At 76.2% G+C, this 15,008-nt stretch carries 14 protein-coding genes; 5 read left to right on the plus strand and 9 right to left on the minus strand.

Going from position 1 to position 15,008, the window contains the following annotated elements:
- Window position 1: 1 nt before the first annotated feature.
- Complete coding sequence (locus ACHZ99_RS00575) at window positions 2–553, minus strand: hypothetical protein (protein ID WP_420302284.1); 552 nt, start codon at window positions 551–553, stop codon at window positions 2–4.
- 163 nt (window positions 554–716) lie between these two features.
- Here ACHZ99_RS00575 and ACHZ99_RS00580 point away from each other — a divergent pair, with 163 nt between their 5' ends.
- The 3 genes from ACHZ99_RS00580 to ACHZ99_RS00590 are packed head-to-tail and all read left to right on the plus strand — an operon-like array spanning window position 717 to window position 5,198.
- Window positions 717–1,181 carry a hypothetical protein gene (locus ACHZ99_RS00580; protein ID WP_420303155.1) on the plus strand — a complete coding sequence of 155 codons (465 nt, stop codon included), beginning with the start codon at window positions 717–719 and terminating at the stop codon, window positions 1,179–1,181.
- Window position 1,182: 1 nt separating this feature from the next.
- Complete coding sequence (locus tag ACHZ99_RS00585) at window positions 1,183–4,533, plus strand: ABC transporter permease subunit (protein ID WP_420302285.1); 3,351 nt, start codon at window positions 1,183–1,185, stop codon at window positions 4,531–4,533.
- Window positions 4,530–5,198, plus strand: a complete 669-nt coding sequence (locus ACHZ99_RS00590; protein WP_420302286.1) for an ABC transporter ATP-binding protein — start codon at window positions 4,530–4,532, stop codon at window positions 5,196–5,198. Before ACHZ99_RS00585 ends, ACHZ99_RS00590 begins: the two co-directional genes overlap by 4 nt.
- A 35-nt stretch (window positions 5,199–5,233) precedes the next feature.
- Here the strand turns inward: ACHZ99_RS00590 and ACHZ99_RS00595 are convergent, their stop codons facing one another.
- Window positions 5,234–5,917 (minus strand): transglycosylase family protein, encoded by a 684-nt coding sequence (locus tag ACHZ99_RS00595; RefSeq protein ID WP_420302287.1) that lies wholly within the window; start codon window positions 5,915–5,917, stop codon window positions 5,234–5,236.
- A gap of 355 nt (window positions 5,918–6,272) precedes the next feature.
- Here ACHZ99_RS00595 and ACHZ99_RS00600 point away from each other — a divergent pair, with 355 nt between their 5' ends.
- A complete protein-coding gene (locus ACHZ99_RS00600) occupies window positions 6,273–7,307 on the plus strand; it encodes a hypothetical protein (protein WP_420302288.1) in 1,035 nt (344 codons plus the stop codon).
- Between the two features lie 108 nt (window positions 7,308–7,415).
- Window positions 7,416–7,673, plus strand: a complete 258-nt coding sequence (locus ACHZ99_RS00605) for a hypothetical protein (protein ID WP_420302289.1) — start codon at window positions 7,416–7,418, stop codon at window positions 7,671–7,673.
- Window positions 7,674–7,700: 27 nt separating this feature from the next.
- Here ACHZ99_RS00605 and der read toward each other — a convergent pair whose 3' ends face one another.
- The 7 genes from der to ACHZ99_RS00640 all read right to left on the minus strand — a co-directional run bounded on the left by der (window position 7,701) and on the right by ACHZ99_RS00640 (window position 14,953).
- Window positions 7,701–9,209: a ribosome biogenesis GTPase Der gene (gene der / locus ACHZ99_RS00610; RefSeq protein WP_420302290.1), complete on the minus strand. Its 1,509-nt coding sequence runs from the start codon at window positions 9,207–9,209 to the stop codon at window positions 7,701–7,703.
- Between the two features lie 63 nt (window positions 9,210–9,272).
- The gene (locus ACHZ99_RS00615) at window positions 9,273–9,875 is read right to left on the minus strand and encodes a lysophospholipid acyltransferase family protein (protein ID WP_420303156.1); all 603 of its coding nucleotides are present in this window, start codon (window positions 9,873–9,875) and stop codon (window positions 9,273–9,275) included.
- Between the two features lie 53 nt (window positions 9,876–9,928).
- On the minus strand, window positions 9,929–10,639 hold the full coding sequence (cmk, locus tag ACHZ99_RS00620) for a (d)CMP kinase (protein WP_420302291.1): 711 nt from the start codon (window positions 10,637–10,639) through the stop codon (window positions 9,929–9,931).
- A 91-nt stretch (window positions 10,640–10,730) separates the two neighbouring features.
- A complete protein-coding gene (locus ACHZ99_RS00625) occupies window positions 10,731–11,816 on the minus strand; it encodes a prephenate dehydrogenase (protein WP_420302292.1) in 1,086 nt (361 codons plus the stop codon).
- Window positions 11,817–11,901: 85 nt separating this feature from the next.
- Window positions 11,902–12,927, minus strand: coding sequence for a pseudouridine synthase (locus ACHZ99_RS00630; RefSeq protein ID WP_420302293.1), 1,026 nt, complete (start codon window positions 12,925–12,927; stop codon window positions 11,902–11,904).
- A 26-nt stretch (window positions 12,928–12,953) separates the two neighbouring features.
- Window positions 12,954–13,691 (minus strand): SMC-Scp complex subunit ScpB, encoded by a 738-nt coding sequence (gene scpB / locus ACHZ99_RS00635; protein WP_420302294.1) that lies wholly within the window; start codon window positions 13,689–13,691, stop codon window positions 12,954–12,956.
- A complete protein-coding gene (locus tag ACHZ99_RS00640; protein WP_420302295.1) occupies window positions 13,688–14,953 on the minus strand; it encodes a segregation/condensation protein A in 1,266 nt (421 codons plus the stop codon). Before ACHZ99_RS00640 ends, scpB begins: the two co-directional genes overlap by 4 nt.
- Window positions 14,954–15,008: the final 55 nt, after the last annotated feature.

The following is a 15,008-nucleotide window of genomic DNA, read 5'->3' on the forward strand; positions in this document are numbered from 1 at the left end:
CTCAGCACCCGGGGGCGGGGGACTCGCTCAAGTCGACGAGGGTGCAGATCGCGTTCTTCGACACCTTCCAGGTGCCGTCCTGCAACACGGAGACGCCGAGGGCGCCGGGGACCGCCGTCCGGCCCTCCAGCGTGATGTCGTACGTCACCCGCGCCTTCTCGGCGGACTCGAACTCCACCTCCGCGATCTTCGCGCCGACCTGCTTCCAGCGTTTGTCGTCGGCGAAGGCCGTCATCAGCGGCCGCATCGCCTCGCCGTCCTCCAGCACCGCCAGCTTGGCGTCGGCGTCCGAGTCGGGCGAGAAGAACGTCGTCCAGTTCTCCTCGATCTCCTTCTTCGCCGCGGCCGGGTCGGCCGGTTCGGCACCGCCCGCGCCCTCCTCGTCCCCGCCCGGCTCCGCGGCGGGACTGCTCTCCGACGCCGGCGCGCTCGGCGTCCTGTCCGGGGTGTCCGCGCCCCCGCCGTCGTCCCCGCACCCGGCCGCGCCCAGCCCCGTGAGCAGTACCGCCGCGGCCAGCCACGCGGCGCTGCGCGTGCGTGCTCGTCGGGTCATCCGTCCTCACTCCTGAACGTCGTCATGCGTCAAGTGTCCCGCCGATTGGTGCCGTCCCCTGCGTCGTACGACCACACACGGCATAGTGCATCTCAGGCGGCTGACATGCACAGGGGGCACAATGCGGCAAACCGGCCCGGCGCGCGGGCACTCGCTGAAGGCCATGGCCCTGCAGTGGGGCGGCTGGGCCGCGCTGGCCGCCGGGGCGGTGCTGTGCGCCGTCGGCTGGTACGGCGTGTCGGGCGAGCGGTTCGCGGAGCGGCAGATCCCGTACCTGGCGTCCTGCACGATCCCGGGCGCGGCGCTGATCGTCTCCGGGGCGGTGCTGCTGTCGCGCGGGGACCAGGGGCTCGCGGCGGCGCGGGTGGAGGAGTTGTACGGGCTGCTGGTGGCGGCGGACGGGGACGGCAGGGACGAGGAGGGTCCGGCCGGTCCGGACGGTCCGGCGCCGCGGCCCGCGGAGACCGGCGGCGACGCCCCGTACTTGGCGGTGCCCGGCGGGACGCTCTACCACCGTCCGGAGTGCCCCCTCGTCGACGGCAAGACCGGCGCCGCACCGGTACCGGGCGGGGACGGGCCGCTGGCGCCGTGCCCGGTCTGCGAGCCGGACCGGCCCCCGGAGGCGTGAGGTGTCGCTCACGTACGAACTGACGCTGGCCGGGCTCGCGGTGGGCAGCGCCGCGGCGCTCTCCGGCATCGGCGTCGTCGTGACGTACCGCGCCACCGGCGTGCTCAACCTCGCGCACGGCGCGGTCGCGATGGTCACCGCGTACGTCATGCGCCAGCTCGCCGTCGGGTGGGGCTGGCCGCTGTGGGCGGCGGCGGCCGTCAGCCTGCTCGTCGTCGCCCCCGGCATCGGGCTGCTGATGGGGCGGTTCGTCTTCCGGCCGCTGTCGGTGCTGCGGTCGAGTGGCGCAGGGGCGGGCGGCGCGCAGGCGCTCGTGGCCTCGCTCGGGGTGTTCGTGCTGCTGATGGGCGCTGCGGGGCTCGTCTGGGGCACCGGCGCGCGCACGGACGCGCCCGAACTGCTGCCGTCCGACCCGTGGGTGCAGCTCGGCACGGCGGTGTCGCTGGCCGCCGCGGTCGCGGCGGTCACCCGCTGGACCCGGTTCGGGCGCGAGCTGCGCGCGGTCGTCGACAACCGGCGGCTGGCCGCGCTCAGCGGCATCGACGCGGACCGGGTCGCCGACGCGGGCTGGGCGTTCGGCACGTTCACGGCGGGTGTCACGGGGGTGCTGCTGGCGCCGGAGTACCGGCTGGACCCGTACGGGCTGCCGCTGCTGGTGATGGCCGTCATCGGGGTGGCCGTCGCGGCCGGGCTGCGGAGTCTGCCGGCGGTGGTGGCGGTGGCGCTGGCGGTCGGCGTCGGGCAGGCGCAGCTGACGCGGCTGCACCCGGGCGGCTGGGGCGAGCAGGTGGTGCAGGCGCTCGGCGCCAACCTCTTCGCAGTGCTGCTGCTGGTGGCGGCGCTGGCGCTGCCGCGGCTCCGGTCGGGCTCCGGCGACGGCTTCCTGCGGGTCCCGGCCGCCACGCTGGACTCGGCGGCGGACGACGGGCGGCCGTGGCTGGTCGCGGGGGTGCTGTTCCTGCTGCCGCTGGGCCTCGCGGGCTCCGACCTGACCACGTCGGTCCAGGTGCCGGCGCTGGCGGTGGTGCTGCTGTCGCTGGTGGTCGTCACGGGCCGCGGCGGCCAGGTCTCGCTGGGCCAGGCGGCGTACGCGGGGCTGGGGGCGCTGTTCACGGCGCTGCTGGCGGCGGGCCGGTTCCCGGGGCTGCCGGCGCTGCCGGAACTGGCGGCGCTCGGCGTCGCGGTGCTGCTGGTGGCGCCGCTGGGGCTGCTCACGGGATACCCGGCGATCCGGCGGCAGGGCCTGGCGCTGGCGCTGGTGACCCTCGCGGTGGGGGTGGCGGTGAGCCGCTTCGTCTTCGCGCAGCCGTACGCGACGTCGGGGCTGACGCTGGGCCGCCCGGCGGGCTTCACCGGCGACCGGGCGTTCTACGTACTCGAACTGCTGCTGCTCGCCGGCGCGGTGGCGGCGGCGTGGGCGCTGCGCCGGGGCCGCCCGGGGCGGGCGCTGGCGGCGATGCGGGACCACGAGTCGGGCGCCGCGGCGGCGGGGGTGCCGGTGCCGTCGCTGAAGGTCGCCGCGTTCGCGGCGGGCGCGGCGCTGGCGGCGCTGGGCGGCGGCATGCTGGCGATGGGCGCCCGGGCGTTCGACCCCAACGCCTTCGACCCGGTGCGGGGGTTGCTGTGGTTCGCGGCGGTGGTCGTGGTGGGCGCGGACAGCATGCTGGGCGCGCTGCTGGCGTCGGCGCTGCTGGTGGGCCTGGACGCGGGCACGCGCGGCGGGATGGCGGCGGCGGTCATCGGCGTCCTGGCGGTCCTGCTGGGCCGCTTCCCGGGCGGCCTGTACGAGGCCCTGCACCGGGCGGCGTCCCGCCTGGGCCGCCCCCGGAGGCTGACGCCGCTGGGGCGGCGCGTACGCGTGTCCCTGGCGGGCGGCGAGGTGCCTCCGGCGCGGGCCACGGGGACGCCTCCGGCGCGGATCGCGGTGGAGGGTGCGCCTCCGGCGGGGGCCGCGGAGGAGGAAACGCCTCCCGCAGGGGCCGCGGAGAAAGGAACGCCTCCCGCAGGAGCCGCGGAGAAAGGAACGCCTCCCGCAGGAGCCGCGGAGAAAGGAACGCCTCCCGCAGGAGCCGCGGAGGAAGGAACGCCTCCCGCAAGAGCCGCGGAGGAAGGAACGCCTCCCGCAGGGGCCGCCGGGATCGGGCCGCCACCGGCGCGCAGAACCGGCGGAGCCGCGAGGCCCGGCTCCGGCCTGACGGCGGCGGGTGGCCTCTCGGCGCCTTCGGCGCAGGGTCCGGGCGACGCGAAGACGTCCCCGGCGGGGACACCAGGGCACGGCCGGGGCATCGGCGGGCCGGCCATGTCCGAGCCCGGCCCGCGAAAAGCCCACCGGCCCGCTCGCAGCGACTCGGAGCCGGCGGGGGACGTGGGCGTCGGCGGGCGGGACATACCGGGGTCCGGTCCGGGCGAAGCCCCGCGGCCGGGCGACGGCGGCTCCGGCTCCGGCGGCGGCGGCGGAACACGGCCGGCCCGCGGTGGTGTGGCCCGCCGAACCGCCTCGCGGCTGCGTCGAACGCCCGCCCGCACGACCGGCGGCACCCCACCCGCCGCCGGGGGCCCCGCGGCGGCGGGTTCGCCCGCCGGCGGCGGCCTCCGCGGGCCCGGGGGACCCGCCGCAGGCGATCCCGTGCCCGCCGCAGGCGGTCCCGTGCTCGTCGCGCAGGGCGTATCCGTCTCGTACGGGGACTTCCCCGTCCTCTCCGGCGTCGACATCCTCGTCGCCCCCGGGCGGGTCACCGCGCTGGTCGGGCCCAACGGGGCCGGCAAGTCCACCCTGTTCCACTGTCTTGCCGGGACCCTCCGGCCCCGGGCCGGGCGGGTCGTCCTCGCGGGGCGGGACGTGACCCGGCGCAGTGCGCACGCGCGCACCCGGGCCGGGCTGGCGCGGACGTTCCAGCAGCCCGCCGTCTTCCCCTCCCTCACCGTCGCCGAGAACGTCGGCGTCGGCGCCGAGCAGGGCCGCGTCCGGGACCCGGCGGCCACCGGCCGCGTGCTGCGGCTCCTCGGCCTCGACGGGCCGGTGCGCCACGCCCCCGCCGCCGACCTGCCCACCGGCACCCTGCGCCGCGTCGAGCTCGGCCGCGCGCTCGCCGGCGGTCCGCGCGTGCTGCTGCTGGACGAGCCGGCCGCCGGTCTCGACCTCGCCGAGACCGCCGCGCTCGTACGGGTCCTGCGCGCCCTCGCCGCCGACGGCATGGCCCTCCTCGTCGTCGAGCACGGCCTCGGACTCGTCGGCGAACTTGCCGACACCGTCTACGCCATGGCCGCCGGCCGCATCGTCGCCTCCGGCTCCCCCGCGGCGGTGATCGCGGCGGCGGGCCCGGCCGCCCCCGCACCCGCGGAGGCCCCGTGACCCTCGAAATCGCCCTCCGCCGCGCCCGCGTCCGCTACGGCCCGCTGGAGGCCCTCCACGGCGTCGACCTCCCCGTCCCCGCCCGCCGGCTCACCGTGCTGCTGGGCCGCAACGGCTCCGGCCGCACCACGGCCCTGCGCGCTCTCGCCGGCACCGTGCCGCTGGCCGCCGGGCGCGTGGTGTGGCGCGGCGAGGACGTCACGCGGCTGCCCGCCTACGCCCGCGCGCGGCGCGGGCTTTCGCTGACGCCGGAGGTGCGCGCGGTGTTCGGCTCGCTGACGGTCGCGGAGAACCTGCGCCTCGCCGCCCGCGACGGCGGCACCGGGCCCGCACTGGCGGCGTATCCGGAGCTGGAGCCGCTGCTCGCGCGCCGCGCGGGCACCCTCTCGGGCGGCGAGCAGCGGATGCTCGCGGTCTCCCGCGCGCTGCTGTCCCCCGCCCGGCTCGTCCTGCTCGACGAGCCGGGTCAGGGGATGTCGGCGGCGGTGGCGGCGCGCACGTACGAACTGCTCGGCGGGCTCGCCGCCACCGTCGTCGTCGCGGAGCAGAGTCTGCCGCCCGGCCTTGCGGCCGCGGCGACGGTGGTGCACGAACTCCGTCGCGGCAACGTGGTGTTCAGCGGCGAGCCCGCCGAGGTGGGGGCTCCCCCACCGGCTACGCCCTGACTGGCGGGGGTACCCCCATTGGCGCCCGGCGCCGGTCAGACGTGCAGGCGCTGGCCCGGGAGGATGACGTCCGGGTCGCCGCCGATGACGTCGCGGTTGGCCTCGTAGACCTCGCGCCACGGCGTGCCGTGCGCCGCGGCGATGCGGCTGAGCGTGTCGCCGGTCTTCACGGTGTAGTTGCCGTCGCCGCGCTTCAGCGGCTGCCGCTGCTGGTCGCCGCGGTCCGCCCGGGGCTCCGTGCGCGGCTCCGCGGGCGCGGCGGGCTCCTCCTGCGCGGGCTGCCCCACCGCCGGCGCGGCGCCGGACGCGCCGGCCTCGACGGAGCAGTGCGGCCAGGCGCCCCAGCCCTGCGCGGCCTGCACCTTCGTGGCGACGGCGATCTGCTGCTCCCGGCTGGCCCGGTCCGCGGTGGCAGCGTAGGCGGTGCCGCCGTACGCCTCCCAGGTGGACGCGGCGAACTGGAGTCCGCCGTAGTAGCCGTTGCCGGTGTTGATGGACCAGTCGCCGCCGCTCTCGCACTGGGCGATACGGTCCCACACCCCGCTGTCCGCGGCGCCCGCCGGCGCGGCGGTGGCGAGGAGCGCGAGGGGGGTGAGGAGCGCGGCGGCTCCGGTGACGACGGCGGCGTTCCTGCGTGTCCTGCTGCTGATGGTGGTGCCTGCCTCACTGGTCGTACGGTCACTGCGGGTGGCGCGTATGTCGCCCTTCGGGAAAGGCATACGTTCCTCTCGATGGACCCGGGTCCCCTGCCCGGGCGGTGCTCGGTGCACGCGGCGGCCGAATCTAGGCAGGCTTGTCGGGCGTAATCAACCAAGACCCCGTCATTCGAGGCCAGTTGGGGGTTACCGCAGGTATCGATCAATACCGGACAGGTCGCCGCGCAGGTCAAATCAGGCTTTGTCCGGCACATCTTCGGTCGTGCTGTGGCTCGCCTCACGGCACCAACGGACGTGATTCGCACATCAGTTGACCCACAGTGAGAATTTCCGACCCACTCCCTACCGTCCGTACGCACCCGTCCGGCAATCGCCGCCGGGGGCGTGACTCCGCACACAGGTCGCCCGTTGAGCCCGGATGAACACGCACCACGACACCGAGGAGCGACTCGTGCCCCGCATGCTCGAAGTGAGCGACGCCGTACGCGCCGAGATCGGCGACGAAGAGGCGGACCGGCTCGTCGCCGGGGAGTCCGCCCCCGGCGCGTACGACTGCACCTCCTGCCGCGCCCCCGGCGACTCCGCGCAGGAGCAGACGAGCACCGTGCTCTTCGTGGGCGAGGAGACCGCGGTGCTCGCCTTCGCCCACGCCGCCTGCATCCCGTCCCAGGTCGTGCCGGTCTCCGAGGACCAACTCCAGGGCGCCGTACGCTCGATCACCGCGGACGGCGGCCCGGAGCAGGCCCAGGCACCGGTGCCGGAGCAGGCGCTCGCGCCCGCCGGGGCGCACTCCCCCGCGCCCCCGCCCGCCGCCGCGCACCCCGCGCCGGAGCCCGGCCCGGTGCCCGTCCCGGCCGGCGCCCCGGCCGACGGCGCGCACCCCGCCGCCGCACCCCCCGCCGCGCCGGTCGCCCCGGCGGCCCCCGAACCCCCCGCCGACCTGGCCGCCCCCGCCGCGCCCGCGGGCGACCCCGGCGAGGGGCAGGCCGTGCTCGGCGTCACCTGCGGGCTGGTGATGTGCGGCGAGGACGCCCGCCCCGCGCTCGTCGTCGAACCCACGGCCCCCGTCGTCCGGCCGGGCTCCGACGGCCCCGGCGACGACTTCCTGCCGCTGCTCATCGAGAGCGGCTTCCTGCCCGTGATGGACATGGTCAAGCCCCCGGCCCCGGTCACCGGCTGGTCCGTGCTGCTCGTCGCGGGCCGGCTGCACGCCGTGATGCAGCCCGGCGCCGCCGGTCAGCCGCCGACGGCCTGGTGGCAGGCGCACCAGCCGCTGCCGGTCTCGGACGGCTGGCGGGCCGCCGCGGCGCAGGAGCAGGAGGTGCTGGTGTACGCGGCGCCCGCGGGCGCCGTCGGGCGGCAGCCGCGCGAGGACCTGCTCGGCGAGGCGCTCGCGCAGGCCGCCGGGCGCGGGCTGCTCGTCGGCGCGGCGATGCCCCTCACCGGCACCTGAGCGGCGTCACCCGGCCAACGGACACCTGATCGGAGCAACGCGCACCCGCATCCCCCCGCGCCGCGCCTTCGTTGCAGAGGTGTGCACCGATACCACGCGATTCCCGGCATGCGCCCTGCCCACGAGCCCCACGCGGCCGCCCGTACCTCGGCGACGCCGATCTACGACGCCCTGTTCGCCGAGTACCGCCGGCTCTTCCGGGCGCTGCCCGGGGACCGCTCCGGCGAGGAGCTGCTGCGCTTCGACGCGATCATGAACTCCGCCCGGCCGTCCCTGCCGGCCACCCCGTCCGCGCCGGCCATGCCGTCCACCGGGCGCCTGCGGTCGCACCTGCAACTGCACCGCCACCGCGCGGCCGGGGACTAGCCAGCCGAGGAGACCGGCCCGGGGCCGCTACTTCTTGCGGCCCCGCTTCTCCCGCACCCGTACCGAGATCCGGATCGGGCTCCCCTCGAAGCCGAACTCCTCGCGCAGCCGCCGCTCGATGAACCGCCGGTAGTTCGCCTCGATGAACCCGGAGGCGAAGAGCACGAACCGCGGCGGCCGGGTGCCCGCCTGGGTGCCGAAGAGGATCCGCGGCTGCTTGCCGCCCCGCACCGGGTGCGGCTGGCCGGCCACCAGCTCGCCCAGGAAGGCGTTGAGCCTGCCGGTCGGCACCCGCGTCTCCCACCCCGCCAGCGCCGTCTCCAGCGCCGGCACCAGCTTCTCCATGTGCCGTCCGGTACGGGCCGAGACGTTGACCCGCGGCGCCCACCGCACCTGGACGAGGTCGCGCTCGATCTCCCGCTCCAGGTAGAAGCGGCGCTCCTCGTCCAGCAGGTCCCACTTGTTGTACGCGATGACCAGCGCCCGGCCGGCGTCGACGGCCGTGGAGAGGATCCGGGTGTCCTGCACGGTCAGCGTCTCGCCCGCGTCCACCAGGACGACGGCGACCTCCGCCTTCTCCAGCGCGGCGGCGGTGCGCAGCGAGGCGTAGTAGTCGGCGCCCTCCTGGAGGTGGACGCGGCGCCGGATGCCGGCGGTGTCGACGAATCGCCAGGTCTTCCCGCCCAGTTCGATCAGCTCGTCCACCGGGTCGCGGGTGGTGCCCGCCACGTCGTCGACGACGACGCGGTCCTCCCGGGCCAGCTTGTTGAGCATGGACGACTTGCCGACGTTCGGCCGCCCGATGAGCGCCACCCGGCGCGGGCCGCCGAGCCCGCCGCCGAACGCCTGCGCGGGCGCGTCCGGCAGCGCTTCGAGCACCGCGTCGAGCAGGTCGCCGGTGCCGCGGCCGTGCAGCGCGGAGACCGGGTGCGGCTCGCCGAGGCCGAGCGACCAGAGGTACGCCGCCTCCGCCTCGCCCGCCGGCCCGTCGACCTTGTTGGCGCAGAGCACCACCGGCTTGCCGGCCCGGCGCAGCATCTTCACCACGCCCTCGTCGGTGTCCGTGGCGCCCGTCTGGGTGTCCACCACGAAGACGACGGCGTCCGCGGCCTCCACGGCGAACTCGGCCTGCGCCGCGACGGACGCGTGGATGCCCAGCACGTCCTGCTCCCAGCCGCCGGTGTCGACCACCTTGAAGCGGCGGCCGGCCCACTCCGCCTCGTACGTCACACGGTCGCGGGTGACGCCCGGCCGGTCCTCCACGACGGCCTCGCGGCGGCCGAGGACGCGGTTCACCAGTGTCGACTTGCCGACGTTCGGCCGGCCGACGACGGCCAGCACCGGCAGCGGGCCGTGCCCGGCCCGCGCCAGGTCGCCCTCGACCTCGTCGAGGTCGAAGCCCTCCTCGGCGGCCAGCTCCATGAACTCGGCGTACTCGGCGTCGCCCAGCTCGCCGTGCTCCGGCTCCCCGGACCCGCCGTCGTACGCGTCCCCGTGGCCCTCGTCGTACTCCGGGGAGCTGCCGGTCTCGCTCATCACGTTCCTCGTCCTTGCGTTCTCGGCCGCGCGCACCCGGCCCGGTCGGCCGGGCCAGGCGCCCTAGCGGCCAGTATCGCGCCTGGCGGCGGCCAGGTGCGCGGTCAGCCGGTCCTGGATGCGCAGCGTCGCCTCGTCCATCGCCTTGCGCGTACGCCGCCCGTCCGGCGACCCGGCCTGGAAGGGCTCGCCGAAGACGACGTCCACGCGGGAGCGCACCGGCGGCAGCGCCTTGACCACGCGGCTGCGCCGCTCCGCCGTGCCCAGCACCGCGACCGGCACCACCGGGGCGCCGGAGCGCACCGCGAAGTACGCGAGCCCGGCGCGGATCGAGGAGAAGTCGCCCTCTCCCCTGCTGCCCTCCGGGAAGATGCCGAGCACCCCGCCCTCGTCCAGCACGCCCAGCGCGCGGGTGATCGCCGCCCGGTCGACCGTGGTGCGGTCGATGGCCACCTGGCCGATGGTGCGCAGGTACCAGCCGACGATCCCGACGAACGCCTCCTGCTTGATCAGGAAGTGCACGGGCCGCGGCGCGGTGCCCATGAGCAGCGGGCCGTCGACGTTGTGGGAGTGGTTCCCGGCCAGGATCACGGGCCCGCTGGCGGGCATGCGCCAGGCGCCGAGTATCCGCGGCCGGAAGTAGCCGTGCATCACGGGCGCGGACATCCGCCGCCCGACGAGCGCGCCCCGGGTCTCCGGCACCGCGCCGGCCGGTTCGGTCACCGACCCTGCTGCTTCTCTTCGACGAGGGTCACGACACACTCGATGACCTGCTCCAGGGTCAGCTCGGTCGTGTCCACCTCGATGGCGTCGGCGGCCTTGGCCAGCGGCGAGACCTTGCGGCCGGAGTCGGCCGCGTCGCGCCGGGCGAGCGACGCCTGCGTGGCCGCCAGGTCGCGGGCGTCCCTGCCCTTCAGCTCGCCGCTGCGGCGGGCGGCGCGCACCTCCGCCGACGCGGTGAGGAAGACCTTCACGTCCGCGTCCGGCAGCACCGTCGTGCCGATGTCCCGGCCCTCGACCACGATCCCGCCGCTCTTCGCGGACTCCGCCGCGATGGACCGCTGCAACGCGGTGATCCGGGCGCGTACCTCCGGCACCGCGCTGACGGCGCTGACCGCGGCGGTGACCTCCTGGGTACGGATCGGGCCCGCGGCGTCCGCGCCGTCCACGGTGATCGCGGGCGCCGCCGGGTCGGTGCCGGAGACGATCTGCGGCTTCTCCGCGTTGGCGGCGACGGCGGCGGCGTCGCGCACGTCGACGCCGTTGCCCAGCATCCACCAGGCGGCGGCCCGGTACTGCGCGCCGGTGTCGAGATAGTGCAGGCCGAGCCGGGCGGCGACGGCCCTGGACGTGCTCGACTTGCCGGTGCCGGCGGGGCCGTCGATGGCGACGATCACGGGGGCCCGCTGGGCCCTGGCAGCGCTGTCCACGGGGTGTACGACACCCTTCCTCAGGTATACGTCCGGGTTGACCGGGTCGACTTGTGCGGGACCAGGTTACCGGCACCTGCGCGGGCCGCGGTCACTGCCTCAGCGGCCACCCGCGCTCCCGCAGCGCGACGGTGAGCGCGCGCGCGGCCGACGGCTCGACCATGAGCTGCACCCGCCCGGCCTGCTGGCCGGTGGCGTGGTCGATGCGCACGTCCTCGATGTTGACCCCGGCCGCGCCGGCGTCGGCGAAGATGCGCGCCAGCTCGCCCGGCCGGTCGCCGATGAGCACGGTGACGGTCTCGTAGTCGGCGGGGGCGGCGCCGTGCTTGCCCGGCACCCGCTCGCGGCCGGCGCCGCCGCGGCGCAGCACGTCCTCGATGCCGGCCGCGCCGGTGCGGCGCTTGTCGTCGTCGGCGGCCTGGAGCGCGCGCAGCGCCCGTACCGTCCCGTCGAGGTCGGCGGCGACCTCGGACAGCACCTCGGCGACCGGGCCGGGGTTGGCGGAGAGGATGTCGATCCACATCGCCGGGTCCGAGGCGGCGATGCGGGTGACGTCCCGGATGCCCTGCCCGCAGAGCCGGACGGCGGCCTCCTCGGCGCTCTCCAGCCGGGCGGCGACCATGCTGGAGACCAGCTGCGGGGTGTGCGAGACGAGGGCGACGGCGCGGTCGTGGGCGTCGGCGTCCATCACCACGGGCACCGCGCGGCAGAGTGCGACCAGCTCCAGCGCGAGGTTCAGCACCTCGGTGTCGGTCGTCCCGCCCGGGCTGAGCACCCAGGGGCGGCCCTCGAACAGCTCCGCGGAGGCGGCCAGCGGCCCGGAGCGCTCGCTGCCCGCCATCGGATGGCTGCCGATGTAGCGGGTGAGGTCGCCACCGAGCTCCGCGAGGGTGCGGCGGGGCCCGCCCTTGACGCTGGCGACGTCGAGGTAGCCGCCGGCCACGCCGCGGCGCTGGGCGTCCGCGAGGGTGCGGCCGGTGAGCGCAGGCGGCACGGCGACGACGGCCAGGTCCACGGGGCCCGGGGGCGGCTCGTCGCTGCCGGCCCCGAGGGCGGCGGCGGTACGGGCCTGGTCGGCGTCCTCGTCGCGCAGATAGACCGTGACGCCCCTGCGGGTCAGCGCCAGGGCGGCGGAGGTGCCGATGAGGCCGGTGCCGAGGACGAGGGCGGTACGCACGGGCGCAAGGATACGCGGCGGCGTCCCCGCGGGGCGCGGGGAGGCCGCCTTGCGCCCGGCGGCTACGGGCGTACGGGCCGGGGCGTCAGAGGCCGACCTCCCGCATCAGGATCCCGACCTCGGTGTTGGTGAGCCGGCGCAGCCAGCCGGACTTCTGGTCGCCCAGCGCGATGGGGCCGAAGCGGGTCCGTACCAGCTTGTCGACGGGGAAGCCGGCCTCGGCGAGCATCCGCCGCACGATGTGCTTGCGGCCCTCGTGCAGCACCACCTCGACGAGGTAGTTCTTGCCGGTGTTCTGCACCACCCGGAAGTCGTCGGCCTTGGCGTAGCCGTCGTCCAGCCGGATGCCGTTCTTCAGCTGCTTGCCCAGGTCGCGCGGGAGCGGGCCCTGGATCGCGGCGAGGTAGGTCTTCTTCACGCCGTAGCGGGGGTGGGTGAGGCGGTGGGCCAGCTCGCCGTGGTTGGTGAGCAGGATGATCCCCTCGGTCTCGGTGTCGAGGCGGCCCACGTGGAAGAGCCGGGTCTCGCGGTTGTCCACGTAGTCGCCGAGGTTCTGCCGCCCCTCCGGGTCGTCCATCGAGGAGACGACGCCGACGGGCTTGTTGAGGGCGAAGAAGAGGTACGACTGGGTGGCCACGGTCAGCCCGTCGACCCTGATCTCGTCCGTCTGCGGGTCGACGCGCAGGCCCTGCTCGGTGACGATGCGCCCGTTGACCTCGACCCGCGCCTGGTCGATCAGCTCCTCGCAGGCGCGCCGCGACCCCATGCCGGCCCGCGCCAGCACCTTCTGCAGCCGCTCGCCCTCCGGCTCGCCGAACGTCTTCGGCAGCTTCCGCTGCGGGCCGGTGTGCCGCTCCCTCGCCCGCTCCTCCAGCTGCGCGTCGTACTCGCGGGAGCGCGCGGGCCGCGCCGGCGTGCCGCCGCGCCGCCCCCGGCCCCCCTTCCCCGGGCCGCCCGGGCGTTCGCCCTGGGGGGCGCCTGACTTCTCGTACCGCCGCTCCTCGGGGCGGGGGCGGCCCTGGCCGCGCTGTGGGGCGCCGCGCTTGCCGCCCGCCCCCCGGGGGTCGGAGCCCGAGGGCTTCCTGCTGTTCCTGCCGCCGCTGCTTCGCATCGAGCTACCGTCAGTCCGTTGTCTGGTCAGGTGTCGTCGTCCACGTCGAACGACGGGACGCCCTCCTGGGACTCGCCCTCCACCGCGTCCGCGTCCGGGAGGAACGGGGCCAGCTCGGGGAGCTCGTCCAGGCCGCGCAGGCCCATCCGCTCCAGGAAGTAGTTCGTCGTCCTGTACAGGATCGCACCTGTGCCGTCCTCCGTGCCCGCCTCCTCGATGAGTCCGCGCTGGAGCAGGGTGCGCATGACCCCGTCGCAGTTGACGCCGCGGACCGCGGAGACCCGGGAGCGGGAGACCGGCTGGCGGTACGCGACGACCGCGAGGGTCTCCAGCGCGGCCTGCGTGAGCCGGGACTGCTGGCCGTCCAGGACGAAGCCCTCGACGGCGGGGGCGTAGGCGGCGCGGGTGTAGAAGCGCCAGCCGCCGGCGACGTGGCGCAGGTCGAAGCCGCGGCCCTGGACGGTGTACTCGTCGGACAGCTCGCGCAGGGCGTCGGCGATCTCGCGGGGGCGGCGGTCGAGGACCTTGGCCAGGTGCTCGGCGGTGACGGGCTCGTCGACGACCATGAGGACGGCTTCGAGCGCGGGGCGCAGCGGAAGCGCGGCGGTGGGACTCGCCGACGGCTGCTCAGGGTGGTCCGCCGGCTGCTGTCCTGCCTGCTGCTCCGCGGGGGGTTCCGCGGCCGCCGTCTCCGCCGTGTTCACTGTCTCCGCCGGGTTCGCTGTGTTCGCCGTCTCCGGCACGTCCGCCACCGCGTCGCTCATCGTTCGCCGTCCCCTTCGCCTGCGTCTGCGTCTGCGCCTTCGCCACGCTCGTCCCCGGGCGGCGTGTCGAACTCGTCGGTCACCACCGGCGCCGCGTCCTCCCGCCCCGTCCACCGCACCGTCAGCGGCTCCAGCGCGCCCTCCTGGTCCAGCGCCACGGCCCGCTCCCGGTACAGCTCCAGCAGCGCCAGGAACCGGGCCACGACGGTCAGCGGGTCGGGGGCGTCGGCGATCAGCTCCTGGAAGCCGACCGAGCCGTGCTCGCGCAGCCGGGCGACCACGACCTGAGCCTGCTCCTGGACGCTGACGAGCGGGGCATGGATGTGTTCGACGTAGACCTGGGGCACCGGCTTGGGCTGCATCGCCTTGACCGCGAGCCGGGCGAAGCCCTCGGGGCCGATGCTGATGACCACCTCGGGCAGCAGCTCCGCGTGGTGCGGCTCCAGCCCGACGGTACGGGGGTGGCGCAGCGACTCGTCCTCCAGCCGGCGCTGGAAGATGCCCGCTATCTCCTTGTACGCGCGGTACTGGAGCAGCCGCGCGAAGAGCAGGTCCCGGGCCTCCAACAGCGCGAGGTCCTCCTCGTCCTCGACCTCGGCGGCGGGCAGCAGGCGGGCGGCCTTGAGGTCGAGGAGGGTGGCGGCGACGACGAGGAACTCGGTGGTCTGGTCGAGGTCCCAGTCCGGGCCCATGCCGCGGATGTGGGCCATGAAGTCGTCGGTGACGCGGTGCAGGGAGACCTCGGTGACGTCCAGCTTGTGCTTGGAGATGAGCTGGAGGAGGAGGTCGAAGGGGCCCTCGAAGTTGGCGAGCCGGACCCGGAAGGCGCCGTCGCCGGACTCGGGGTGCGCGCCGGGCTCGGGGTCCGTGTCGGGGCCGGGATCGGGCGCCGTGTCGGGGGCGGGCTCCGGGTCCGGGTCCGGCTCCGCGCCGCCCGGGCCGGCCGGGGAGGGCTCGGTCTCCGGCTCGGGGTCCGGCTCCCCCGGGCCGGGCTCGGGGGACGGCGCGGGCGCCGGGCTCGGCTCGTCGGGGCGCGGGGCGGGGCCGGGGATCGGCAGCGGGGCCGGCTCCGGCGTGCCGGGGACGGGCGACGGGTCCGGCTTCGGCAGCGGCATCGGCTCGGGGTACGGCTCCCGCACCGGATCCGGGTCGGCGGGCGGCGGAGCGGGCTTCGTGGGCGTCGCGGCGACCCCGGGGCCGCGGCCGAGGGAGCGCCGGGCGGTACGCGCGGGGCGCTGCGGGTCGTCGTGCCTCTCGTCCATCGCTCGCAGCGTATCGCCCGGAGCGGTTCGCGCCCGGTTGTTGTCCGGCGGGGCG

It is taken from the genome of Streptomyces sp. MAR4 CNX-425 (assembly GCF_048656465.1).
Classification (GTDB): Bacteria; Actinomycetota; Actinomycetes; order Streptomycetales; family Streptomycetaceae; genus Streptomyces.

Excerpts from the sequence above, each read along its gene's own strand:
- ACHZ99_RS00605 (WP_420302289.1), top strand. The coding sequence starts at position 7,416 with ATGCGCCCTGCCCACGAGCCCCACGCGGCCGCCCGTACCTCGGCGACG.
- ACHZ99_RS00575 (WP_420302284.1), bottom strand. The coding sequence starts at position 553 with ATGACCCGACGAGCACGCACGCGCAGCGCCGCGTGGCTGGCCGCGGCG.
- ACHZ99_RS00595 (WP_420302287.1), bottom strand. The coding sequence starts at position 5,917 with ATGCCTTTCCCGAAGGGCGACATACGCGCCACCCGCAGTGACCGTACG.
- scpB (WP_420302294.1), bottom strand. The coding sequence starts at position 13,691 with ATGAGCGACGCGGTGGCGGACGTGCCGGAGACGGCGAACACAGCGAAC.
- ACHZ99_RS00600 (WP_420302288.1), top strand. The coding sequence starts at position 6,273 with ATGAACACGCACCACGACACCGAGGAGCGACTCGTGCCCCGCATGCTC.
- ACHZ99_RS00640 (WP_420302295.1), bottom strand. The coding sequence starts at position 14,953 with ATGGACGAGAGGCACGACGACCCGCAGCGCCCCGCGCGTACCGCCCGG.
- der (WP_420302290.1), bottom strand. The coding sequence starts at position 9,209 with ATGAGCGAGACCGGCAGCTCCCCGGAGTACGACGAGGGCCACGGGGAC.
- ACHZ99_RS00615 (WP_420303156.1), bottom strand. The coding sequence starts at position 9,875 with ATGTCCGCGCCCGTGATGCACGGCTACTTCCGGCCGCGGATACTCGGC.
- ACHZ99_RS00580 (WP_420303155.1), top strand. The coding sequence starts at position 717 with ATGGCCCTGCAGTGGGGCGGCTGGGCCGCGCTGGCCGCCGGGGCGGTG.
- ACHZ99_RS00630 (WP_420302293.1), bottom strand. The coding sequence starts at position 12,927 with ATGCGAAGCAGCGGCGGCAGGAACAGCAGGAAGCCCTCGGGCTCCGAC.